The sequence below is a fragment of the Rhizobium rhizogenes NBRC 13257 genome (assembly GCF_000696095.1).
Classification (GTDB): Bacteria; Pseudomonadota; Alphaproteobacteria; order Rhizobiales; family Rhizobiaceae; genus Rhizobium; species Rhizobium rhizogenes.
Genome location: NZ_BAYX01000007.1, coordinates 391,610 through 412,987 on the forward strand (window position 1 = coordinate 391,610; position 21,378 = coordinate 412,987).

The 21,378-nt window shown below is 61.5% G+C and carries 20 protein-coding genes and 1 pseudogene; 12 read left to right on the plus strand and 9 right to left on the minus strand.

The genetic code is table 11. The features are described from left to right. Positions 1 to 17: 17 nt before the first annotated feature. Both RRH01S_RS18215 and RRH01S_RS18220 read right to left on the minus strand, forming a co-directional pair. Positions 18 to 1,040 (minus strand): LacI family DNA-binding transcriptional regulator, encoded by a 1,023-nt coding sequence (locus RRH01S_RS18215; protein ID WP_007700893.1) that lies wholly within the window; start codon positions 1,038 to 1,040, stop codon positions 18 to 20. A gap of 120 nt (positions 1,041 to 1,160) precedes the next feature. Further along, a complete protein-coding gene (locus RRH01S_RS18220; RefSeq protein WP_007700891.1) occupies positions 1,161 to 1,673 on the minus strand; it encodes a MarR family winged helix-turn-helix transcriptional regulator in 513 nt (170 codons plus the stop codon). Between the two features lie 86 nt (positions 1,674 to 1,759). On the opposite strand from RRH01S_RS18220, the gene RRH01S_RS18225 reads away from it, so the two are divergent. The 6 genes from RRH01S_RS18225 (at position 1,760) to RRH01S_RS18250 (ending at position 8,897) form a co-directional block, all read left to right on the plus strand. Next, on the plus strand, positions 1,760 to 2,551 hold the full coding sequence (locus RRH01S_RS18225) for a creatininase family protein (RefSeq protein WP_012652384.1): 792 nt from the start codon (positions 1,760 to 1,762) through the stop codon (positions 2,549 to 2,551). A 138-nt stretch (positions 2,552 to 2,689) separates the two neighbouring features. After that, positions 2,690 to 3,793: a CobW family GTP-binding protein gene (locus RRH01S_RS18230; RefSeq protein ID WP_012652385.1), complete on the plus strand. Its 1,104-nt coding sequence runs from the start codon at positions 2,690 to 2,692 to the stop codon at positions 3,791 to 3,793. Next, a complete protein-coding gene (locus tag RRH01S_RS18235) occupies positions 3,793 to 4,782 on the plus strand; it encodes a WD40 repeat domain-containing protein (protein WP_012652386.1) in 990 nt (329 codons plus the stop codon). The genes RRH01S_RS18230 and RRH01S_RS18235 overlap by 1 nt, the downstream gene beginning before the upstream one ends. A gap of 16 nt (positions 4,783 to 4,798) precedes the next feature. Next, the gene (gene cysE, locus RRH01S_RS18240; protein ID WP_042473430.1) at positions 4,799 to 5,614 is read left to right on the plus strand and encodes a serine O-acetyltransferase; all 816 of its coding nucleotides are present in this window, start codon (positions 4,799 to 4,801) and stop codon (positions 5,612 to 5,614) included. Between the two features lie 245 nt (positions 5,615 to 5,859). Continuing rightward, the gene (locus RRH01S_RS18245) at positions 5,860 to 7,488 is read left to right on the plus strand and encodes a phospholipase C (RefSeq protein WP_042473434.1); all 1,629 of its coding nucleotides are present in this window, start codon (positions 5,860 to 5,862) and stop codon (positions 7,486 to 7,488) included. Between the two features lie 23 nt (positions 7,489 to 7,511). Beyond that, positions 7,512 to 8,897: a cytochrome-c peroxidase gene (locus RRH01S_RS18250; RefSeq protein WP_037221284.1), complete on the plus strand. Its 1,386-nt coding sequence runs from the start codon at positions 7,512 to 7,514 to the stop codon at positions 8,895 to 8,897. Between the two features lie 40 nt (positions 8,898 to 8,937). Here the strand turns inward: RRH01S_RS18250 and RRH01S_RS18255 are convergent, their stop codons facing one another. Together RRH01S_RS18255 and odc2 are read right to left on the minus strand one after the other, a co-directional pair. After that, entirely contained in the window at positions 8,938 to 9,528 is a 591-nt protein-coding gene (locus tag RRH01S_RS18255; protein ID WP_012652390.1) for a GNAT family N-acetyltransferase, read from the minus strand. 95 nt (positions 9,529 to 9,623) lie between these two features. Next, positions 9,624 to 10,757, minus strand: coding sequence for an ornithine/lysine decarboxylase (gene odc2 / locus RRH01S_RS18260; RefSeq protein ID WP_007700859.1), 1,134 nt, complete (start codon positions 10,755 to 10,757; stop codon positions 9,624 to 9,626). Positions 10,758 to 11,289: 532 nt separating this feature from the next. Between odc2 and RRH01S_RS18265 the strand changes: the two genes are divergently transcribed. From RRH01S_RS18265 to RRH01S_RS18275, 3 genes are all read left to right on the plus strand, one after another. After that, the gene (locus tag RRH01S_RS18265) at positions 11,290 to 12,183 is read left to right on the plus strand and encodes a LysR family transcriptional regulator (protein WP_007700856.1); all 894 of its coding nucleotides are present in this window, start codon (positions 11,290 to 11,292) and stop codon (positions 12,181 to 12,183) included. Positions 12,184 to 12,273: 90 nt separating this feature from the next. Further along, positions 12,274 to 12,930, plus strand: coding sequence for a DUF1007 family protein (locus RRH01S_RS18270; protein ID WP_034519233.1), 657 nt, complete (start codon positions 12,274 to 12,276; stop codon positions 12,928 to 12,930). Further along, positions 12,924 to 14,027: a nickel/cobalt transporter gene (locus RRH01S_RS18275; protein WP_012652392.1), complete on the plus strand. Its 1,104-nt coding sequence runs from the start codon at positions 12,924 to 12,926 to the stop codon at positions 14,025 to 14,027. Before RRH01S_RS18270 ends, RRH01S_RS18275 begins: the two co-directional genes overlap by 7 nt. A gap of 4 nt (positions 14,028 to 14,031) precedes the next feature. On the opposite strand, the gene RRH01S_RS18280 is transcribed toward RRH01S_RS18275, so the two are convergent. The 3 genes from RRH01S_RS18280 to RRH01S_RS18290 form a co-directional block, all read right to left on the minus strand. Next, complete coding sequence (locus tag RRH01S_RS18280; protein ID WP_007700841.1) at positions 14,032 to 14,274, minus strand: hypothetical protein; 243 nt, start codon at positions 14,272 to 14,274, stop codon at positions 14,032 to 14,034. A gap of 67 nt (positions 14,275 to 14,341) precedes the next feature. Continuing rightward, a complete protein-coding gene (locus tag RRH01S_RS18285; RefSeq protein ID WP_042473437.1) occupies positions 14,342 to 15,049 on the minus strand; it encodes a tellurite resistance TerB family protein in 708 nt (235 codons plus the stop codon). A gap of 130 nt (positions 15,050 to 15,179) precedes the next feature. Continuing rightward, positions 15,180 to 15,818 carry a 2-dehydro-3-deoxy-phosphogluconate aldolase gene (locus RRH01S_RS18290; RefSeq protein ID WP_042473440.1) on the minus strand — a complete coding sequence of 213 codons (639 nt, stop codon included), beginning with the start codon at positions 15,816 to 15,818 and terminating at the stop codon, positions 15,180 to 15,182. A gap of 160 nt (positions 15,819 to 15,978) precedes the next feature. Here RRH01S_RS18290 and RRH01S_RS18295 point away from each other — a divergent pair, with 160 nt between their 5' ends. From RRH01S_RS18295 to trhO, 3 genes are all read left to right on the plus strand, one after another. Further along, the gene (locus RRH01S_RS18295; protein WP_012652395.1) at positions 15,979 to 16,464 is read left to right on the plus strand and encodes a CYTH domain-containing protein; all 486 of its coding nucleotides are present in this window, start codon (positions 15,979 to 15,981) and stop codon (positions 16,462 to 16,464) included. Next, a complete protein-coding gene (locus RRH01S_RS18300; protein WP_012652396.1) occupies positions 16,442 to 17,350 on the plus strand; it encodes a CHAD domain-containing protein in 909 nt (302 codons plus the stop codon). Before RRH01S_RS18295 ends, RRH01S_RS18300 begins: the two co-directional genes overlap by 23 nt. A gap of 140 nt (positions 17,351 to 17,490) precedes the next feature. Further along, positions 17,491 to 18,435, plus strand: coding sequence for an oxygen-dependent tRNA uridine(34) hydroxylase TrhO (gene trhO, locus RRH01S_RS18305; RefSeq protein ID WP_012652397.1), 945 nt, complete (start codon positions 17,491 to 17,493; stop codon positions 18,433 to 18,435). A 33-nt stretch (positions 18,436 to 18,468) separates the two neighbouring features. Here the strand turns inward: trhO and RRH01S_RS18310 are convergent, their stop codons facing one another. Both RRH01S_RS18310 and RRH01S_RS18315 read right to left on the minus strand, forming a co-directional pair. After that, on the minus strand, positions 18,469 to 20,682 hold the full coding sequence (locus RRH01S_RS18310; protein WP_041722718.1) for a bifunctional diguanylate cyclase/phosphodiesterase: 2,214 nt from the start codon (positions 20,680 to 20,682) through the stop codon (positions 18,469 to 18,471). A gap of 110 nt (positions 20,683 to 20,792) precedes the next feature. Continuing rightward, positions 20,793 to 21,326: pseudogene (locus RRH01S_RS18315) on the minus strand (NADPH-dependent FMN reductase); the annotation flags it as partial. Between the last annotated feature and the right edge of the window lie 52 nt (positions 21,327 to 21,378).

Genomic DNA, 21,378 nt, shown 5'->3' on the forward strand with positions numbered 1-21,378 from the left:
GAATATGTCGTGCGGCGCTATTGGCGGGCCTGATAGGGAGATGTCGACTGGCGAATACGCATTTCCGGCTTGATAAGATGGATACCATCCGGCTCATGGCTGCCTGCCAGCCTATCCAAAAGCGCGCGTGCTGCAAGCCTACCGACTTCCGCCTGGCCGTTCCACACCGTCGTCAGCGCCGGCGTGGCGATCGCCGCCTCCTCCAGATCGTCATAGCCGGTGACCGAAATATCCTTACCCGGCACAAGGCCGGCGCGAGAAATGCCGTTCATCAGACCAATGGCGACGAGATCGTTCCAGCAGACGGCCGCCGTCGGCTTCTGCGGCAATGACAGGAGATGCACCGCCGCCTCGAAACCGCCCTGCTTGGAACGGGCGCCGGGAATGCGCAGATCCGGATCGACCTCGATACCCGCCTTGCGCAAAGCATTGACATAACCCTGGTAACGATCACGGCCAGTCGAGGTCTGGTCGGTGCCGCCGATCATCGCGATAGTGCGATGGCCGAGGCTGATCAGGTGATTGGTGGCAAGCGAAATGCCGTAGCTGTCGTCGCCGCGAAAGGTCGGCAGATCCAGCCCCTCCATCGAACGGGCGACGAGGATGGCCGGCATGCCGTTCTCCTCCGCCAGATCGAAATCCTCCGCCGGCGTGCCGATCGCCGGTGACATGATGATGCCATCGCCGCCAAGCTGCAGCAGGGTTTCGACGAATGTTCGCTGCTTCTCGACCGAATCGTAATGGTTGGAAAGAATGAACGTATGACGGCTGCGATCGAGCTCGCTTTCGATCGCCTTGAGGATTTCGCCGTAGAACGGGTTCATGATGTCGTGGACGACGACGCCGATGATTCCGGATCGTGAAGTCCTGAGACTGGCCGCGCGGCGGTTGTAGATGTAGCCAAGCGCCCGCGCCTGATCCTTGATCTTCTCACGCGTGTTGACCGCCACCAGCGGACTGTCGCGTAAGGCCAGGGATACGGTTGCCGTTGAAATACCCAGCGATTCCGCAATGGTAGACAATTTTATCTTTTGCGCCATGCGCTCCCCTCCCCGTGAAACGCAGCCGAATAAGCCATTCCGTCGTTTTACGATTCCGGAATTTAAAAACTTTAATTAAAAGCTTTAATCGGCCTGCGCAACTCGAATCCTCGGGAATTCTTAAAATTCCTCAGCATCCTCGTCGTGGTCGCCGATATGAAGGTTGCCCTCGATCGCCTTCAGCAGCCGCACCAGCGAACGGACGTCCTTTTCCGAAAAGCCGCGCGTGGCGAGTTCGTCGCAGGCAGCAGCGGAGCTTTCGATCTCGCTGACGCTGTTGCGGCCCGCTTCGGTGAGATAGACCTTGGTCAACCGCGCATCCTCGGCATCCGGCCGGCGCTCGAGGAAGCCCTGCGCTTCCATGCGGCCGATCGTGCGGGTCATGGTCGGCGCCTTGACGCCAAGCTTCTGCGCCAGCGTTCCCGCCGGTAGACCGTCACTGGCCGCAAGCGCGAGGATAACGCCATCCTGGCCCGCGTAGAGGCCACTGGCCGTCAGGTTGCGCGTCAGAACCGTTCGCATGGACCGCGCCGCCTGCGTCAACGCCGGCGACAGATCAGCGAGCGTGTACTCGCTGTGATCCTTCTTTTTACCCGACTTACTTTTCTTGCCGTCCTTGTGCTTCTTACCCATTGTGATTCCGTTGCTCTTTCCGCCACTGCATCATCACGTTATGACATTGCCTAGGTTATTGACATAAACAAGAGGCACACCTGCAGATGGCACAGCCTTTGCCACGTTTCGATGACAATGATAGGACGCTGGCGCCCGCAGACAGAGCAAACTGGATCGCCGTCCTGCCACTTGGCGCCCATGAGCAACATGGCCCGCATCTGCCGTTCGACACCGATACGCTGATCGCGGAAGGCATCGTTTCCCATTTGAAGGCCGCCCTGCCCGCCGATTTGCCCGTCACATTCTTACCCGTGGAGCCGGTCGGCTATTCCATCGAGCACATGGATGTCGTCGGCACAAAGACGCTCGACTTCGATGAAGCCGTCAACCGCTGGCTCGGCATTGCCGAGGCCATGCATCATCTCGGCATCCGAAAATTCGTCATGCTGAACGCCCATGGCGGCAACTCGCCCCTGCTGACCATCGTCGCGACCGAGGCGCGCATCCGCTTCGACATGCTGGCGGTGGCGACCAGCTGGACACGCTTCGGCGTGCCGGAGGACCTGATCGCGCCGGAGGATAAGGCCATCGACATCCACGGCGGCGACATCGAGACATCGGTGATGCTAGCGCTCCATCCGGAAATGGTCGACGTGAGCAAGGCCACTGATTTCCCCTCCCGGCAGTCCGACTACACGCAGCGCTTCAAGCATCTGCGGGCCTATGGGCCGCATGCATTCGGCTGGAAGATGTCGGATCTGAGCGCTGAGGGCGTGGCCGGCAATGCAGGCGCCGCAACGGCGGAAAAGGGCAAGCGGCTGATTGCGCATGCGGTAAAGGGGCTGGTGGAGCTTTTGCAAGATGTCGATGCGTTTGATGCTGAGGCACTGACGTAAACCTCAACGGATCCGCGATCCCAAGCCTAATGTGATCTTATAACATACAAAAGCCTTTGAACTGACGCGTTCAACTCCTTATATGGAACCCGATCATTTTCCGCCCCCTTGGGGGAAATCCCATATTTCGAGGCTCCCATGACCGAAACAGCCACGCAAAAGCCCATTCCCGTCACCGTTCTCACCGGCTATCTCGGTGCCGGCAAGACGACTCTGCTGAACCGCATTCTCTCGGAAAACCACGGCAAGAAATACGCCGTCATCGTCAATGAATTCGGCGAGATCGGCATCGACAACGACCTGATCGTCGAGTCGGACGAAGAAATCTACGAGATGAACAATGGCTGCGTCTGCTGCACCGTGCGCGGCGACCTCATCCGCGTCGTCGAAGGCCTGATGCGCCGCCCCGGCCGTTTCGACGGCATCATCGTCGAGACCACCGGCCTTGCCGATCCGGTTCCGGTTGCCCAGACCTTCTTCATGGACGACGACGTCCGCGCCAAGACCGAGCTCGATGCCGTCGTTGCGCTCGTCGACGCCAAGCATCTGCCGCTGCGCCTGAAGGACAGCCGCGAGGCCGAAGACCAGATCGCCTTTGCCGACGTCGTCGTCATCAACAAGTCCGATCTCGTGTCGTCGGAAGAACTGGCGCAGATCGAGGACATCGTCCGCGCCATCAACCCGGCCGCACGCGTCTACAAGACCACCCGCTCCGGCGTCGATCTCGCCCGCGTGCTGAACCAGGGCGCCTTCAACCTCGAGCGCGCGCTGGAAAACGATCCGCACTTCCTTGATCACGGCCCTGACGATCATGTCTGCGGCCCGGATTGCGGTCATGACCATCACGACCATGATCACCATCATCATGATCATGACCACCACGATCATCATCACCATGATCACGATCATGGCCACCACCACGCCCCCTCGCCCATCCATGACGTGACGGTGCAGTCGGTATCGCTGCGCGGCGGCGAGATGAACCCGGATCGTTTCTTCCCGTGGATCCAGAAGGTCACGCAGACCGATGGCCCGAAGATCCTTCGCCTGAAGGGCATCATCGCCTTCAAGGGCGATCCCGAGCGCTATGTCGTCCAGGGCGTGCACATGATCATCGAAGGCGACCATCAGCGTGCCTGGAAAGACGGCGAAAAGCATGAGAGCCGCCTGGTCTTCATCGGCCGCGAGCTCGACCGCGAAAAGCTGGAAAAGAGCTTCAAGGCCTGCGAGGCAGCCGCCTGATGCCGACTGTCGCTCCGCTTGATATCGACGGCCACGTTCTGGCCGTCGAATTTTTAGGGGATACCCCCATCTTCGCCAGCGCCGCCGGCACGATCCACCGGCTGGAAGGCGGGGAAAAGGTAAGCGAAGCCCATCAGGGCATGCTCGCCTGTATCCGCGATCCCCATAGCGACAGCCTGATCTCCGGCGGTGAAGACGGCAAGGTTCTGCGGATCGCAGCCGATGGCGGCGTGACCGTGCTTGCCGAAGCGCCGCGCAAATGGATCACCCAGCTTGCCGCCGGCCCGCAAGGCGCGGTCGCCTATGCCTATGGGAAAAGCAGCTTCGTGCGGCTGGCCGACGGCTCGACCAAGGAATTCACCGAGGAGCGCACCGTCGAAGGCCTCGCCTTCGCGCCCAAGGGGCTGCGCATCGCCGCGGCCCGCTACAACGGCGTATCCCTGCACTGGGTCGGCATGAGCGCGCAGCCGATCAATCTGGAGTGGAAGGGCGCCCATACCGGCGTCACCTTCTCGCCGGACGGCCAGTTCGTCGTCACCACCATGCAGGAAAACGCCCTGCACGGCTGGAAGCTGGACAGCAAGCCGGGTGGCGAAGCGCGGCACATGCGAATGACCGGTTATCCCGCCAAGGTGAAGTCGCTGTCCTGGTCCGCCAAGGGCAAGTGGCTCGCCTCCTCCGGCGCCCCGGCGGCGATCGTCTGGCCCTTCCAGAGCAAGGACGGCCCGATGGGCAAGGCGCCACAGGAACTCGGCACCCGCGCCAACATCATGGCGACCTCAGTCAAGTTCCATCCGGTGGAAGACATCCTGGCGATCGGCTTCATCGACGGCATGATCCTGGCGGTGCGTATCGGCGACGCCAAGGAGGCACTCTTGCGCCGTCCGGGCAAAGGTGCGATCACCTCGATGAGCTGGAGCAAATCCGGCAAGCTGCTCGCCTTTGCCTCCGAGGCCGGCGATTGCGGCGTTGTTGATATTTCAGCCTGACGAGAAAGACAGCACCATGTCCCAGACAGGTACGGCAACTGCCGGACATTCCCCTGCCACACCAGGCAGCGTCTGGGACGTGATTCGCCATGAGGCCATCGACCTCGCCGGCCGCGAACCGACGCTTCGCCCATTGCTGACGACGCAGATCGTCGCGACGCGGTCGGATGCAGAAAGCCTCGCCAATGTCCTGGTCGCCCGGCTCTCCACTGCCGGGATAGAGACCCGCGACCTCTTCGCCCTCTTCCAGGATGTGCTGACGCGCCATCCCGAGATCCTGCCGGCGACGGAAGCCGACCTTGTCGCCGTCCGCACTCGCGATCCCGCCTGCACGACCTATCTGCATGCGCTGCTCAATCTCAAGGGCTTTCACGCCCTGCAGACCCACCGCATCGCCCATGCGCTCTGGATGGAGGGCCGGGCGGAAATCGCCAGCTGGCTGTCCAACCTCGCTTCGCTCGTCTTCGGCCCGGATATCCATCCGGCAGCTAAGATCGGCGCGTCCATCATGCTCGACCACGGCTCCGGCATTGTCATCGGCGAAACCGCCGTTATCGAGGACGAAGTCTCGATCCTGCAGAACGTCACGCTCGGCGGCACCGGCAAGCAAACCGGCGACCGGCATCCGAAGATCCGCCATGGCGTGATGATCGGCGCCGGCGCGAAGATCCTCGGCAATATCGAAGTCGGCGCCTTCAGCAAGGTGGCGGCGGGCAGCGTCGTTGTGAAACCCGTGCCACCCCACTGCACCGTCGCCGGCGTCCCGGCCGTGGTCGTCCGCATCCACCCCGCCGACGAGATCCCTGCGGAGACGATGGATCAGAATATCTAGCGGATAGATGCCCCGTGACATAAGGTAGCACCGTCGCACCCTCATGCTTCACCGGCGTACGCTCCCCCTCCTTCATTCCAGCAAAATCAATCGCTTGGTTGCGCCTTCCGCGGCTGCGACCGCCACTCCCAAGGCACCCCTTCACGGAACTGTCACATACCGTTGATAGCCCGGCATGGCTCCCTCTGCCCCGGCGCGGCGCAACCAAGCGCCGAGGCAATGCCCCCACCCGAGAGGATATCACCATGACCCGTCTTTCGCGTCGCGCCGCCCTTGCAGCCGGCAGCGCGCTTACCCTTGTTTCGCTCTGTTCCGCCGCTGGTGCCGCTGACACGACGCCAGCAACCAACACCGCTACGCCGATCAAGCACCTGGTCGTCATCTTCCAGGAAAACGTCTCCTTCGACCATTATTTCGCGACCTACCCCAAGGCCGCAAACGTCGCCGGCGAGCCGGAATTCAAGGCCGCCGACAACACGCCAGCCGACATCAATACGCTCGCCAATGCCGGTCTTATCGACAACAACCCGAACAAGACCAATGCGGCCAATGGCACCGATGCCGCAGCCCCCTTCCGCCTCGACCGCACCCAGGCGGCCACGCAGTCGCAGAACCACGGCTATACCGCCGAGCAGGCGGCCTACAACAATTTCGCCATGGACCTTTTCCCCGCCAATACCGGCAAGGGCACCAAGGGTGCGGCCGGCGCATTCGGCACCAAAGGCCAGGTCATGGGCTATTATGACGGCAACACCGTCACCGCCATGTGGAACTACGCCCAACACTACGCGCTAAACGACAATTCCTTCTCCACCAATTTCGGCCCGTCGACCCCCGGTGCGCTGAACCTCATCTCCGGCCAGACCAACGGCGCCATCCTGCCGCCCGGCTATACGCTGGAGAAGGACGGCACCTATTCCAAGGGCCGCATCGTGCCCGACGGCAATGGCGGCTGGACCGCCATCAGCGACTTCGACCCGACCGGCGACGTTTGTTCCGTCGGCCAGACCGCCCTGATGTACGGCAAGAACATCGGCGACATGCTGAACGCACACAACATCACCTGGGGTTTCTTCGAAGGTGGCTTCGACCTGACCCAGACCAACACCGACGGCACCACCGGCTGCAAGCGCGCCACCACCTCGCCCGTCACCCAGGTCAACTACGGCGATTACATTCCGCATCACCAGCCATTTCAGTACTACGCCTCGACGGCCAACCCGACGCATGCACGTCCGTCCTCGGTCGCAGCGATCGGCACCACCGACGCCGCCAATCATCAGTATGACGTGACAGACTTCTATGCCGCGCTGAAGAACGGCAGCATGCCGACCGTCAGCTTCCTGAAGGCGCCCGCCTATCAGGACGGCCATGCCGGCTATTCCGATCCGCTCGACGAGCAGGAATTTGTGACCCAGGTCGTCAACACCGTCCAGAATTCGCCCGACTGGAAGGACACCGCCATCATCCTTCTCTACGACGATTCCGACGGCTGGTATGACCACGCTCATGCGGTCGTCAATCCGTCGAAGCTTAGCGTCAAGGGCTATGACGTGCTCAGCGGCGACAGCTGCTCCACCGGCACACCGCTGCCGGGCCTCAACGGCCAGCCGGCCCAGGGCCGCTGCGGCTACGGCACGCGCCAGCCACTGCTGATCATCTCGCCCTACGCCAAGGTCAATTTCGTCGACCATACGTTAACCGACCAGACCTCCGTCATGCGCTTCATCGAGGATAACTGGATGGGCGGCGCGCGCCTCGGCGGCGGTTCGTTCGATGCCATCTCCGGCTCGCTAAACGCCATGTTCGACTGGTCGAAGGGCGATACGCCAAAGCTGATCCTCGACACGAAGACCGGCAACAGCGCGTCCTAAGCGAAAGAAGAGGGAGACGGACGATGTCTCTGAAATCCAATCACCGTCTCCTGCCCCTCATCGCACTCGCGGGCGTGTCGCTCGCGGGGGCGACCATCGGCATGGCAAACCAGCCTGCCCCCGATGCCTCCCCGGCCACGAATACCTATGAGGATACCGTGCCGCTGAGCGCCGTTGCCCAGCTCGGCAAGAAGCTGTTCTACGACCCCTCCCTATCCGGCAGCGGCCAGATGTCCTGTTCCACCTGCCATGATCCAAACAATCACTATGCGCCGGCCAATGGCCTCTCCGTACAGCTTGGCGGCGTGCATCTCGACCAGCCGGGCATCCGCACCGTGCCGAGCCTCGCCTACAAGATGTCGACCCCTTCCTTCTCGATCGGAGAAGAAAGCGCTGCCGACGAGGCGGCGGAGGCAGCACCGATGACCGAGGCCTCTGGTGTTGCCCTCGCCAATACGCCGGCGGTCGTTGCCGGGCCACTGACCGCGCAAGCCGTCGTCAAGGCCGATGCAGCCGCCGCGAACCTGGTGCCGCAAGGCGGCATGTTCTGGGACGGACGTGTCGATTCGCTGGAGGAGCAGGCCTTGCAGCCGATGATTTCGCCCTTCGAAATGGCCAATGCGGATGCGGCGACTGTCTATGCGAAGCTGAAAAAGGGCTATGGCAAGGATATCGCCGCCCTCTTCGGCAACAACGTCCTCAACGATCAGGACATGGCGATCTCCGAAGTCGGCTTCGCGCTCGCCCGCTACCAGATCGAAGAGCCCTCTTTCCATCCTTATACGAGCAAATACGACTATTTTCTGCGCGGCAAGGCGGCGCTCTCGGATGTCGAGCAGCGTGGGCTGAAACTGTTCGACGACGCTAACAAGGGCAATTGCGCCTCCTGCCATCTCGATAAGATGATGGGCGACGGGCAGATGCCGAACTTCACCGATTTCGAGTTCGAAGCCTTGGGCGCGCCGCGCAATCCGGACATCCCGGCCAATGCCGATCCGCATTACTACGACATCGGCATCTGCGGCCCGCTGCGCTACGACACCTATTCCGCCCAGCCGCAGAATTGCGGGCTGTTCAAGACGCCGACGCTGCGCAATGTCGCCAGCCGCCGTGTCTTCTTCCACAATGGCGTCTATCGCTCGCTGGAGGATGTCACTCGGTTTTATGTCAGGCGCGACACCAATCCGGAGGAGATCTATCCGAAGGATACCAACGGGCATGTACAGAAATTCAATGATTTACCGCAGCAATATCAGGCCAATATCGACATCATCGACGCGCCGATGAACCGCAAACAAGGCGATGTAGCGGCTCTGAACGACGCCGAAATTGCCGACGTCGTGGCGTTTCTGAAGACGCTGACGGATGGATATGACCCGGCAAAGGATGGGGTGAAGGCGGCAAAATGATATCATGCCCTCGCCCCATCGGGGCGAGGGCAAATCAGCCTCAAGCGGCCTTTGCGATCGGCTGTTGGGCCAGTTTGCGGCCGCTGGCGATGATCATGCCGGCGGCGCCGGCAAGCCAGCCTTCCTTAAGCTCGAGCCCCAGGAAACGGTCGCGCTGGAACGGTCCCGGCATGACGAGATGACGGGCCTTTTCGGCGAAGAAGCCGAAACGCTCGTAGTAAGGCGCATCACCGACGAGCAGGATGGCGCCATGGCCGCGCTTCTTGGCTTCGAGAATGGCGGCGCGCATCAGCGCCGAGCCGATGCCCTTGCCTTCATGGGCAGCATCGACAGCCAGCGGACCGAGGAGCAGTGCTTCGACCGGACGGGTTTCGCGATCGACGCCGGCTTCGACGTTCCACAGACGAACCGTGCCGATGATATGGCCGGTGCGGTCGCGAGCGACCAGCGCTAGGCCTTCGGCCGGAACGCGGCCGCGGCGGATCTTTTCCGACGACTTCTTGCGGCGGTCAGTGCCCATGGCCTGATCGAGCAGATTTTCGCGAGCGACGACATCGCCTGCATTTTCCAGGTCGAGCGTGAAGGTGGACGGCGCAAAGAATGCGCGGACAGAATCAAGAACAGCGGCCATCTCGGCCTCCCGTGCCCAATACCGTTATCAGCGGCGGTGACAGATTATTGTGAGGGTGCCGCCCCGGCTGATTACGGGGTCGGCGAAGTCGGACCTTAGATGATGTAGGACTTCAGCGGGTCGAACCCGTTAAAGGCTACAGCCGAATAGGTCGTGGTATAGGCGCCGGTGCCTTCGATCAGGACCTCGTCGCCAATGGTGAGCGTCACCGGCAGCGGATAGAGGTTCTTTTCATACAGCACGTCGGCCGAATCGCAGGTCGGGCCGGCAATGATGCAGGGTTCCATCTCGTCGCCGTCGCGCTCCGTGCGGATCGGGTAACGGATCGCCTCGTCCATGGTCTCGGCGAGACCGCCGAACTTGCCGATGTCGAGGAAGACCCAGCGCGCATCGTCATTGTCCGACTTCTTGGAAATCAGGACGACTTCAGCCTTGATCACACCGGCATTGCCGACCATGCCACGGCCCGGCTCGATGATTGTGTGCGGGATCTGGTTGCCGAAATGGGCGCGCAGAGACGCAAAGATCGCCTTGCCATAGGCTTCAGCGGACGGAACGTCGCGCAGATACTTGGTCGGGAAACCGCCGCCCATGTTGACCATCTGCAGGTGGATGCCCTGCTTAGCCAGCGAGACGAAGACACGCTTGGCATCGGCAAGAGCAGCATCCCAAGCATCGACCTTGGTCATCTGCGAGCCGACGTGGAAAGACACGCCGTAGGATTCCAGGCCCAGCTGATGGGCGTAGACGAGAACGTCGACAGCCATCTGCGGAACACAGCCGAACTTGCGCGACAGCGGCCATTCAGCGCCTTCGCCATCGGTCAGCACGCGGCAGAACACGCGAGCGCCGGGAGCGGCACGGGAAATCTTTTCGACTTCCTCATGGCTATCGACGGCGAAGAGGCTGATGCCGAGTGCGTGTGCACGGGCGACATCGCGTTCCTTCTTGATCGTGTTGCCGAAGGAGATGCGGGCAGCGGTCGCACCGGCATCGAGCGCCATTTCGATTTCAGCGACGGACGCGCAATCGAAGTTGGAGCCGAGGCTTGCGAGCAGGCGCAGCACTTCCGGAGCTGGGTTGGCCTTGACAGCGTAGTAGATGGCGCTGTCCGGCATGGCGTGACGGAAGGCACGGAAATTGTCGCGGACGACGTCGAGGTCAACCACCAGGCAGGGACCATCGGGACGACGGGTAGCGAGAAAGTCGCGGATACGTTGCGTGGTCATGTCAATTCCCTTTTCAATTCCAAAAGCTCCGGGAAAGACCCAGAGGACAAAGGGCGACGCTCATTCGCTCAGGTACCAGCCGGTGGAGACCCCGGAACCGTGCAAACGCGCGCTGCGCAGATAATGAACCAGTGCCACGAAAGCAGCGCTAGTTCGGCTTTGTCTGCCATGGATTGGAGGGAATATCCCAACCGCACTTCCGGCAATGAAGGTGTGCCTCTTCAGTAACCCCGGCTGATGGAAAGCCGGGAGAGAACAAAAAGGCCCGCACCGTCGTTGCTTCAGATGTCCTCGCATTTTTCGGTTGGCCGAAATAGCGACTGGAGGGGTTAGTTCCAGGTACCTTACCGATTTTCTCACCACATCGAGGATCGGCGGACACCCACGGGCACGTGCGACTTTGGGCTGAGGGGGAGATAAGAATATTCGCCGTCATAATCAAGAATTTTTTTCGTTGGCGGCCTAAAAAAATAATTGAACAAATCAGCGCGTTTTGTTCAACATCTTGCAACAGTTAACGGGAGGCATCGCCATGGACACTTTGACCCGGATTCGCGCCTTCATCGACGTGGTCGAAGCGGAAGGTTTTTCGGCCGCCGCCCGCAAGACCGGTCGCTCCAAGGCGCTGCTGTCCAAATATGTCCGGGAACTGGAAGACGATCTCGGCGCACTCCTGCTCAACCGCACCACGCGGCAATTCTCGATGACCGAGGCGGGCCACACCTATTATCGCACCGCATCAGACATCTTGAAGGAAATCGACAACCTTGCCGATCTGGTGCGCGAGAACAACCAGCAGCTCAAGGGCCGGCTGCGCGTCTCCGTGCCGCGCACTTTCGTCGACGCCGATGTCGGGCAATCGCTGATCGACTTCGCCAAGGAAAATCCCGATCTCTCGCTGGAGATCGCCGCCGACGACCGCTTCGTCGATCTGATCGAGGAGGGCTTCGACGTCGCGGTGCGCGTCACCAAGCTTGAGGATTCCGGCATGATCGCCCGCAAGATCTCGGATTTCCGCGTCCATCTCTGCGCCACCCGGGAATTTCTCGACCGCTATCCGGCGCTGGAGCATCCGAGCGATCTCGCGCATGTGCCTTTCATCATCGACACCAACACCCGCTCGCAAGGCAATATTCGCTTCGTCGATGCCGACAGCACCACCTTCAATGTCGCGATCAGCGGCACGCTTGAAGTCAACAGCCCGCATGCGACGCTGCGTGCTGCGCTCGCCGGCCTCGGCATTGCCATTGTCCCGGACTTCATCGGCCGCAAGGCGATCGAGAGTGGGCAATTATTGACCCTGTTCAACGACTATCTTCCGACCGACCGCGGCATCTACGCCGTCTACCCGCACCGCCGTTATCTCCCGGCCAAGGTCCGTATCTTCGTCGACTACCTCCATAACTGGTTCCGCAAGCACGGCTGAGCCTTCCAGTTCCGCCGGGCGGTCCCAATTCCGTCTTATTTTCTGACCAGAAGTCGAAGTGAATCAATGCTCACGAAGCACATCGGACGCATGAGAAAATCCACCCCTGTCAAAGCCACCCTCCTGGCTGGAGGCCTGTTGCTCGCGCCTGTCGCGGCATGGGCGCATCCGCATATCTTCGTCGAGGCTCGCCTGGAAGTGCTGGCCGGCGCCGACGGCAATGTGCAGGAGCTGCGCAACGTCTGGCGCTTCGACGCGGTCTTCTCTTCCTCGGTGCTGATGGATTTCGACAAGAACACCAATCTGAAGCTCGACCCGGACGAGCTGAAGGAAGTCGGCAAGACGGTACGCGATTCACTGGCGGACTACGATTATTACACAAACTTGTCTCTCAACGGCAAACCCATCAAGGTCAACAAGCCCGACATCATCAATGTCGACTATCAGGATGGGCAGCTCCTGATGTTCTTCGCCGTCAAGCCGTCCGAGATGATGCCGCTGAAGGGCAACAAGCTCAGCTTCGGCATCTACGACCCGACGCTCTACACCTCGATCGACTTCCCCACGGACAATGAGCTGGTGACGGAAGGTGACGCTTTCAAAGCCTGCAAGCAGCAGGTCGTGCGCCCCAATCCCGACGAAGTCATCGCCGAGAACAAGACGACCTTGACGGACGCCTTCTTCAACGACCCGACAGGAACGACGATGTCGAAACTCTTTGCAACGCGGATAGACGTCCAATGCTGATATCGCGGATATGGAGGCGGGTTCCGGCTGTAGCGCTCGCCTTTCTGGCGGCGGCTAGCCTCGCCCATGCCACCGGTTCCCCGCTCGGCATCGGCACGGCGGAGCCGAGCTTCCAGCCGATGGGCGGGCCGCTGGCGCCAATCTTCCTTTATGTGAACTACGAGCAGCAGGCCTTCTACCGGGCGCTCACCAAGTCGATAGAAGCCATGCGCGAGGATCCCTGGCAGCTCTGGACGCTGATCGGCCTCTCCTTCGCCTACGGCATCTTTCACGCCGCCGGTCCCGGCCATGGTAAGGCGGTCATCTCCTCCTACATGGTCGCCAACGAGATCGAGCTGAAGCGCGGCATCGTCATCTCGTTCATCTCGGCCCTCATCCAGGGCCTGGTTGCCGTCCTCGTCGTCGCAGCAGCCTATTTCGTCCTGCGTGGCTCGGGCATCACCATGACGATGGCCACCAACGCCATGGAGATCACCAGCTTCGTCATGGTGATCCTGTTCGGTGGCTGGCTGCTGTTCCGCAAGCTGCGCTCGATGTATCAGAACCGCCCACAGCGCCAGGAAGTACAGCTCGCGACATCGGCAGGTCCGATCAGCATGTCGCTCTTCGCGGACGAACCGGGACCAGCCAAAAAGCTCTCCCGTCTCAGCGCCACGCCGCAAACGGCCAGCCAGTATCAGTGCTACGATCCGGCGCACAATCTGGACAACGGTATGGTCTGTGAAACCTGCGGCCATTCGCACCTGCCCGATCCGAAAATGCTGTCGAACGAGAAATTCAGCGTCCGCGAGGCCTGGTCGGCAATCATCACCGTCGGCCTTCGCCCGTGCTCCGGCGCACTGCTGGTCATGACCTTCTCGATGCTGAATGGGCTTTATCTCGGCGGTCTTTTGTCGGTCCTGGCCATGTCGATCGGAACGGCACTGACCGTCTCATTGCTTGCCATCATCGCCGTCTTCGCCAAGGGCGCCGCCGTGCATTTCACCGGTCGCGGCTCGAAGCTCTCGGCATGGGTCGGCAATGGCATAGAGATTTGCGGTGCGCTGCTGGTGATCTGCACCGGCGTCGTGCTGCTCGGCGCCTCGCTGCAGACCTGATCGATTACAGGTCCCTGCGCCGCTGGTAACGCGCTCTCAGCCAGAAGACCAGGAAGAAGGCGAGAATGACGAGGACACCGAAGCCGGTGCCAAGCCAGGGCGAGACATCGCCGAGCCGAACGATGACATCCGGCATGAAATACAGAAGCGCCATGGCGGCCAACAGGATGATGGCGGCGGCGATGGCCGTCGAGCGGGTTTCGCTGTTCTTATCCGTCAAGATGACCAATCCCTCGCGCATCGCCATTCATTGTCGGGCGAAGGCTTAGGCCAGCCGCCCGCGAAAGGCAACCGGCCCTGTTTCGTGGTGGCGATCAGACCTTGGCACTCGAGACCGTCGCCTCGATATGATCGACCAGCGCATCGGGGAGACCGAGCCTGCCGGCGAGAAGATCGAGATAGCCACGCTCAGCGCGCGAATCCGGCTCGATCGCCAGACGCGATGCGGCATAGACCTGCACGCGCTGCTCCTCGGTCTGTGCCGAGCCGACAATGGCGTCGATATCGACGGGGTTGGCAAGCTCGCGCTCGAAAAACGCTTCCGCCTCCGCGCCGACACCCGCCTGCTGCACCTTGCCGAGGATATGCTGCCGCTCCGCGTCGTCGATATGCCCGTCGGCCCGCGCCGCGGCAATCATGGCGCGGACGAGGGAAAGGGCGAAATCATTGTTGGCAATCGCCGGGGCGGTGCTGAAACCGGAATTGGAGGGCGGCGGCAGAAATTGCGGTTCCGCCTGCTGCGTTGGCTGCGGCGCCGGCGTCGGTGCATTGCCGGCCTGATAATTCTTGTAGGCCTGGTAGCCAAGGCCGGCGATGGCGGCAAGCCCGCCGAGCACCAGCGTATTGCCGGCAACCTGGCGTCCGGTCTTGGTTCCGAGCAGCACGCCGGCGATGGCGCTGGTCGCCATTGGGTTGTCCCTGGCGAGATTGATGGCCTGCGTCGCCTTGTCTTTCACGCTTCCTTGCAGTCCTGGTACCTGCGTCCCCAGAAATTGGTCCAAAAGCTTGCGGGCGTCGATCATATGGGTGGTCCTCCGTCCTTGTGATGGCCAAAGTGAGATAGGAATTGCTGCCGCAAATACAAATCCGCCACATGCAAAAAGGGCGCGCATGGAGCCCATGCACGCCCTTCGAGCAAACTTTTTTGCGAGCTCAGCCCTTCAGCGCGGCCGCCTCGGCAGCAAGCTTGGTGATCCCCGCCCAGTCGCCGGCCGCAACCAGCTCCTTCGGCGCGACCCAGGAGCCGCCGACGCAGATGACGTTCGGCAGAGATAGGTAATCATGGGCGTTCTTCAGCGAAATACCGCCAGTCGGGCAGAACAGCGTGCCGGCGAGCGGCGAGGACAGAGCCTTCAGATAGGCGGCGCCCCCGGCCTGTTCGGCCGGGAAGAATTTCAGGACCTTGTAGCCCTCTTCGCGCAGCGCCATGACCTCGCTTGCAGTTGCCGCACCCGGCAGCAGCGGCACGTCGGAGGTGCGGGCAACATCCAGCAGCTCCTGCGTCGTGCCGGGGCTGACAATGAACTTGGAACCGGCCGCGACGGCTGCATCCCACTGCGTGACATTCAGGATCGTGCCGGCACCAACCTCGGCGCCTTCGACTTCCTCGGCGACGGCGCGGATGGCATCGAGCGCGCCCGCGGTGCGCAGCGTGATCTCGATGGCCTTCAGGCCGCCGGCGACAAGCGAGCGGGCGAGCGGCACAGCCGACTTCGCATCCTCGACGACGAGGACGGGAACGACGGGCTGCAGTTTCAGGATGGAAAGAAGCTTTTCGGTTTTCTCGCCCATGGTTGGCGCGCTCCCTTAAAACGATTGAAATCGGGTCCTCGAATAGCCTTCCCGAGGGTGCTTGTCGAGACAAAAGCTAAGTTTGGATACAACGGGTAGGAAAACCCGAAAACTTCCGTTAGTCTATCTGGATATGATGCTGACGGAGCATGTCGAGCATATGGCAAAAGAGATCGAGCGAAAGTTTCTGGTCCGTGGAGATCGCTGGCGCGAGCTCGCCTCCGAGAAGCTCATCCTGCGGCAAGCCTATGTCGCCACCATGGATGATCGTTCCGTACGGGTACGGCTGACCAACGACACCATCGCGACCTTGACGATGAAAATCGGTAAGGCGATGACGCGTGACGAGTTCGAATACGAGATCCCTGTCGGCGATGCCGAGGAACTGCTCGGCAACGCCATCGGCCTCATCATCGAGAAAACCCGCTACAAGGTGCCCCATAAGGGTTTCGTCTGGGAAGTCGACGTGTTTCGCGGCGCGCATCGCGGCCTGGTGGTCGCCGAGGTCGAGCTGAAGGACGAAAGCGACGATCCGGAACTGCCGGATTGGATCGGCCGCGAGGTGACCGGCGAATATCGCTATTCCAACCAGGCGCTCGCGACGCAGTTCGAACAGGAATACGATGAGTTATCGCATTCGGCCTGACAAGGCCTTCGATGACGAAGTCCACGCCGTCGCAGCGCAGCAGCTCGGCAAGGCGATCGCGGCATTGACCGATCGACCACAAGGATTGCACGAGGCGGTGCATCGGGCGCGCAAGCATATCAAGCGTGTCCGCGCACTCTACAGGCTCATCGCTCGGCGCGCACCGGAATTCCAACAGCGGGAAAACGACAGGCTGCGGGAGATGGCTCGGACGCTCTCCGGCGTTCGCGACGCCACCGCGCTGATCGAGGCCAGCCGCCATCTGCACGAAACGGCGGCCTCCAGGGACGAGGCCAGGGCGCTTGCTCGCGTCACGAAGGTGCTCACCGCCCGGCGTGATCGCCTGTCGGAGGCCGAAACCGATATCGAGGACAAGGCGAAGGCGGCCATTGCCACCTGCCACGATGCGCTGGAAGCGCTAGGGGCCACTTCCTTCGAGAACGGCCGGCGCGAAACCGCCCGCCTTTTTCAAAAGAGCTGGCACAGGACTGGCCGCAAGGCGAAGGCGGCGCTCTCCGAATGCCGTGCCGAAGCCCATGCCGATCAGTTCCACGACCTGCGCAAACGCAGCCAGGATTGCTGGATGCATCATGCACTGCTGCGCGACATCTGGCCGGCGGCGATGCACGCCAAGCAGATCGAAGCCAAGGCGCTGGTCGACATGCTCGGCCGCTATCTCGATCTGTCGATGCTTTCGGAAGTCGCAGACCGCGAGCCGCACCTCTTCGACGACAGCGACGACAGCGCCCGCCTGCTGGAGGCGATCATCTCCCGCCAGCAAATTGCGCGGCGGGAAGCGCTTGCCAAAGCCCACTGGGTCTTCGCCGACGAACCGGAAGGCGAGGCGCGAACGATCAAGCGGCTTTGGCTGGAAGCGGGAGATTGAAGAATCTCGCGGTATTGAGACCCTCACCCTAAAGTGCGCAGCTGAAGGCGGAGCCTCGAAGGACGAGGCGGTCCCAGCGCTGCTACGCCAAAATACAAATCCCGATTGCCTGACGGCGCGCAAAATTGTATTTCCCCGGCATGACGGACATTCTTTCGACCTCGCGACACGAGGCAGGTGGCGCATTTCTCGTTGCGGCCCTTTATCATTTCGTTTCCATCCCGCGCTTCGAAAGCCTGCGGGAGCCTTTGCTTGCACTCTGCGAGGCGAGCGGCGTCAAGGGGACGCTGCTGCTCGCCCATGAGGGCATCAACGGCACCATCGCCGGCACGGATGCGGGCATCGGCGCGGTGCTGTCCTTCCTGCGCGCCCAGCCGGAATTTGCCGGCCTGGAGCACAAGGAAAGCCGGGCGTCGAAAATGCCGTTCGTACGGATGAAGGTGAAGCTGAAGAAAGAGATCGTCACCATGGGCGTCGAGAATATCGACCCCACCAGGGTCGTCGGCACCTATGTCGCGCCGAAGGACTGGAACGCGCTGATCTCCGACCCCGACACCATCGTCATCGACACGCGCAACGATTACGAGACCGCGATCGGTCTGTTCAAGGGCGCGGTCGATCCGAAGACCAAGACCTTCCGCGAATTTCCGGAATGGGTGCGCCAGAACGATGGCCTGCACAACAAGCCGAAGATCGCCATGTATTGCACCGGCGGTATCCGCTGCGAAAAGGCGACCGCCTTCATGAAGGAACAGGGTTTCGACGAGGTCTTTCACCTGAAGGGCGGCATTCTGAAATATCTCGAGGAAGTGCCAGCCGAGGAAAGCCTGTGGGAAGGCGCCTGCTTCGTCTTCGACGAGCGCGTCTCCGTCGAGCATGGTCTGAAGGAAGGCAATCACAAACTCTGCCATGCCTGCCGCCAGCCGATCACAGCGGAAGAAATCACCTCGCCCTTCTACGAAGCCGGCGTCTCCTGCAGCCATTGCTATCACGAGCGCAGCGAGGAAGATCGCGAACGCTACCGCGAGCGGCAGCGCCAGATTGCCCTTGCCCGCAAGCGCGGCCACGAGCATATCGGCGGCTGATTTTCGAGAAAATCCGTAAAAGGCTGGGCCGTTCTAGGCGGCAGTGTCGCGTTCCCTGTCCGGGACGCGGGCCGTTTGCGCCGCCAAGCGCCTGCTGATTTCGGCTTCCGGCATCGGCTTGCCGAAGAAATAACCCTGCAGCTCGTCGCAGCCGAAGAGTTTCAACGCCGTCCCCTGCTCTTCCGTCTCGATGCCCTCCGCCGTCACCGGCAAATCGAGGGATCGTGCCAGCGCCACCGTCGCCTGCAGCATGTCGCGAGAACGACTGTCCGTCAGCACGTCCATGGTCAGCGACCGGTCGATCTTGATGCGGTCAAAACCGAATTGGCGGAGATAGCCGATCGAGGAGAAGCCGGAGCCGAAATCATCCAGCGCCACCTTGACGCCGAGCTTCTTCAGCCGCTCGATCGACTGACGGGTGCGCTCCGGATTCTGGATCATATACCCCTCGGTGATCTCCAGCGTGACGCGCTCCGCTTCGATCTCCGCATCCTTGAGGACGTGGCGCACATAATCGGCGAAAGCGGGGTTGCGGAACTGCCCCGGCGAAACATTGACGGCAATACGCAGATCCGGCCATTGCCGTGCCGCAGCACACGCCTTGCGCAGTACAAGCAGCCCGAGCGCCTCGATCAGGCCGCTGGTTTCAGCAATCGGAATGAAGGCGTCGGGCGAAACTGGCCCGTAACCGGGCCTGTTCCAACGCACCAGCGCCTCGACGCCGGTGATGTCATGGCTCACCGCATCGACCAGCGGCTGATAGGCGACCGTCAGCTCCTGCCGGTCGATGGCATTGCGCAGGTCGAGTTCCAGCGCGTTGCGCTCCTCGCGGTCAGTATCCATGGCCGTCTCGTAGCAGATCATGCGGGCGCGGCCGGCTTCCTTGGCCTTGTACATAGCGAGATCGGCGCGGCGCACCAGCTCCTCGCGATCGATCCGGCCCTCCGGCGAGCTGGCAATACCGATGCTGGCGCCGACGACGATCACGCGGCGGCCGATCTCCAGCGGCTCGGATAAGAAATCCAGCACCTGTTCGGCAAGTCGTAGCGCCGGTGCGTGGTTCAGCTCTCTGGACGGAAAGGCGATTGCGAACTCATCGCCACCGAGCCGCGCCAGCGTCGCATTCGGCGGGATCAGCACATTGAGACCGGCAGCGACGGAGCGGATCAGCTGGTCGCCGGTGCCATGGCCATAGGCATCGTTGATTTCCTTGAAGCCGTCGAGGTCGAGATAGAGCAGAAGGACATTGCTGCCGTCGGCGCGGGCGCTGTCAACCAGCCGATCGACATCGAGGCGCAGCCCTTCGCGATTGAGAAGACCGCTCAGGCGGTCGCGCAGCGAACCCTGGCGCGCCAGTGCCTCCTCCGCCCGCAACCGACGCCCCGCCAACGACCCCAGGATCAGCAGCACCACAAAGAACATGCCGACGAGGCCGAGAGCCCCGAGCACCAGCGGACGGGCCTGCTGGTAGCTCGTGTCGCCCGGTCCGCGCGAGTTCCAGACCAGCCGTCCGAGCGATTTTCCGAGCGGATCGACGATCGAGACGGCGTAGCGTGCCTGGGTGTCCGGCGGCACGAGGCGCAGCCCGCTGATGATATAGGTATGGGAGAGCATCTTGAGCTTGGCGGCATCGAGATGCCGGGCAAAGATCAGGTAGCGGCGCTTGCCCTCCGGCACGGGGATGCGGCCGGATGTCTCGCGGATCGTCGCCACACCGACGGCGGCAATACCCCTGGCGGTCGTCACATAGCCGCTCGCCTCCGGCTCGCCGGTTACCCGCGTCTTGCGCACCTGATCAACAAGAGCCCAGATCGAGGCATCGAAGAAATTCTCCGCCCCTTCGGCCATCGGTTTTCCGTCCCGATAGGCAATGATCGGCTTATTGGCTTCATTGACCACCAGCACCGTATCGAACAGGGTGCCATCGGAGGTCATCTTGCCATAATTGCCGACGATCCATTCCCGACCGTCTTCCGCATAGACATGTTCGGCGGCGGCGTCTCGCACCGCATAGTCATGCAGTGTCGCGTCGAGCTGGCCTTCGAAGGTCTTCAGCGCCCCAGCCGTGGTTTCCCAAGAGCGTTCGTCGTCCAGCTTGTTGGAATAATCCGCAACGCGGCTGATCGCTGTCAGCACCATCAGCGTGACCACGGTGACGACCAGCGCGAATGAAAACAAAACGGCCGTCACGATGGAATGACGACCGAGCTGCTTGCTCCGTCCGAATGACCTGAAAACTGCTCCCAACACGCTTCTCCTTGAGCGGCGAAGTCTGCCGTCAGGTCTTCAAGAAACGGTTAAAGCGAGCCTATGATTCTTACAGGAAAGGGTTGTATTTTTATCGCCATGGTGGTCGATCAAGCAGCAGCGCGGATCGTCTGCGCAAAACGATCGAGAGCACCCCCGAGTGCACCGTTTTTCTGCGCCTCCACAAGGATCGCCGCCTGCGCCTCATCGCTCTTGCCGGCAAGCGGAACGCGCAAAAAAGCCTCCGGAACGATGCGGAGTGACATGGTTTGCAGTACGTCCGTTAGTTGCTCCAGCACGAGATCGCCGCGATGCGAGGCATGGGCGAACATCAGCGGCTTGAACGGCACCTCATCGCGAGACACCAGCCAATCCAGCGCATTCTTGAATCCGCCGGGAATGCCATGGGCATATTCCGGACAGGAGACAATCAGCCCGTCGGCATCGCGGATCTTCTCCGCAAAAGCTGCGACAATGGCAGGTGTCCGATCGCCCTCGTCATCCGGATTGAAGATCGGCAGATCACCGATGAAATCGCAGATCTCGATGGAAACGCCATCGGGCGATACCGCACGCAAAGCCTCAAGCAGCCGGCGGTTGGTCGAGGCCTGCCGTAAACTGCCGCAAAGAGCATAGAGGGAGAGTTATTTGGCCATAAGGAACTTTAATCCGAAGCGCCGATTCTGGCGATAGCCA

Coding starts and splice junctions, on each gene's coding strand:
- RRH01S_RS18290 (WP_042473440.1), bottom strand. CDS start 15,818: ATGGGCGAGAAAACCGAAAAGCTTCTTTCCATCCTGAAACTGCAGCCC.
- RRH01S_RS18225 (WP_012652384.1), top strand. CDS start 1,760: ATGGCACAGCCTTTGCCACGTTTCGATGACAATGATAGGACGCTGGCG.
- cysE (WP_042473430.1), top strand. CDS start 4,799: ATGTCCCAGACAGGTACGGCAACTGCCGGACATTCCCCTGCCACACCA.
- RRH01S_RS18235 (WP_012652386.1), top strand. CDS start 3,793: ATGCCGACTGTCGCTCCGCTTGATATCGACGGCCACGTTCTGGCCGTC.
- RRH01S_RS18275 (WP_012652392.1), top strand. CDS start 12,924: ATGCTGATATCGCGGATATGGAGGCGGGTTCCGGCTGTAGCGCTCGCC.
- RRH01S_RS18215 (WP_007700893.1), bottom strand. CDS start 1,040: ATGGCGCAAAAGATAAAATTGTCTACCATTGCGGAATCGCTGGGTATT.
- RRH01S_RS18230 (WP_012652385.1), top strand. CDS start 2,690: ATGACCGAAACAGCCACGCAAAAGCCCATTCCCGTCACCGTTCTCACC.
- RRH01S_RS18300 (WP_012652396.1), top strand. CDS start 16,442: ATGAGTTATCGCATTCGGCCTGACAAGGCCTTCGATGACGAAGTCCAC.
- RRH01S_RS18285 (WP_042473437.1), bottom strand. CDS start 15,049: ATGATCGACGCCCGCAAGCTTTTGGACCAATTTCTGGGGACGCAGGTA.
- RRH01S_RS18245 (WP_042473434.1), top strand. CDS start 5,860: ATGACCCGTCTTTCGCGTCGCGCCGCCCTTGCAGCCGGCAGCGCGCTT.
- RRH01S_RS18280 (WP_007700841.1), bottom strand. CDS start 14,274: ATGGCGATGCGCGAGGGATTGGTCATCTTGACGGATAAGAACAGCGAA.
- odc2 (WP_007700859.1), bottom strand. CDS start 10,757: ATGACCACGCAACGTATCCGCGACTTTCTCGCTACCCGTCGTCCCGAT.
- RRH01S_RS18250 (WP_037221284.1), top strand. CDS start 7,512: ATGTCTCTGAAATCCAATCACCGTCTCCTGCCCCTCATCGCACTCGCG.
- trhO (WP_012652397.1), top strand. CDS start 17,491: ATGACGGACATTCTTTCGACCTCGCGACACGAGGCAGGTGGCGCATTT.
- RRH01S_RS18220 (WP_007700891.1), bottom strand. CDS start 1,673: ATGGGTAAGAAGCACAAGGACGGCAAGAAAAGTAAGTCGGGTAAAAAG.
- RRH01S_RS18270 (WP_034519233.1), top strand. CDS start 12,274: ATGAGAAAATCCACCCCTGTCAAAGCCACCCTCCTGGCTGGAGGCCTG.
- RRH01S_RS18265 (WP_007700856.1), top strand. CDS start 11,290: ATGGACACTTTGACCCGGATTCGCGCCTTCATCGACGTGGTCGAAGCG.
- RRH01S_RS18255 (WP_012652390.1), bottom strand. CDS start 9,528: ATGGCCGCTGTTCTTGATTCTGTCCGCGCATTCTTTGCGCCGTCCACC.
- RRH01S_RS18295 (WP_012652395.1), top strand. CDS start 15,979: ATGGCAAAAGAGATCGAGCGAAAGTTTCTGGTCCGTGGAGATCGCTGG.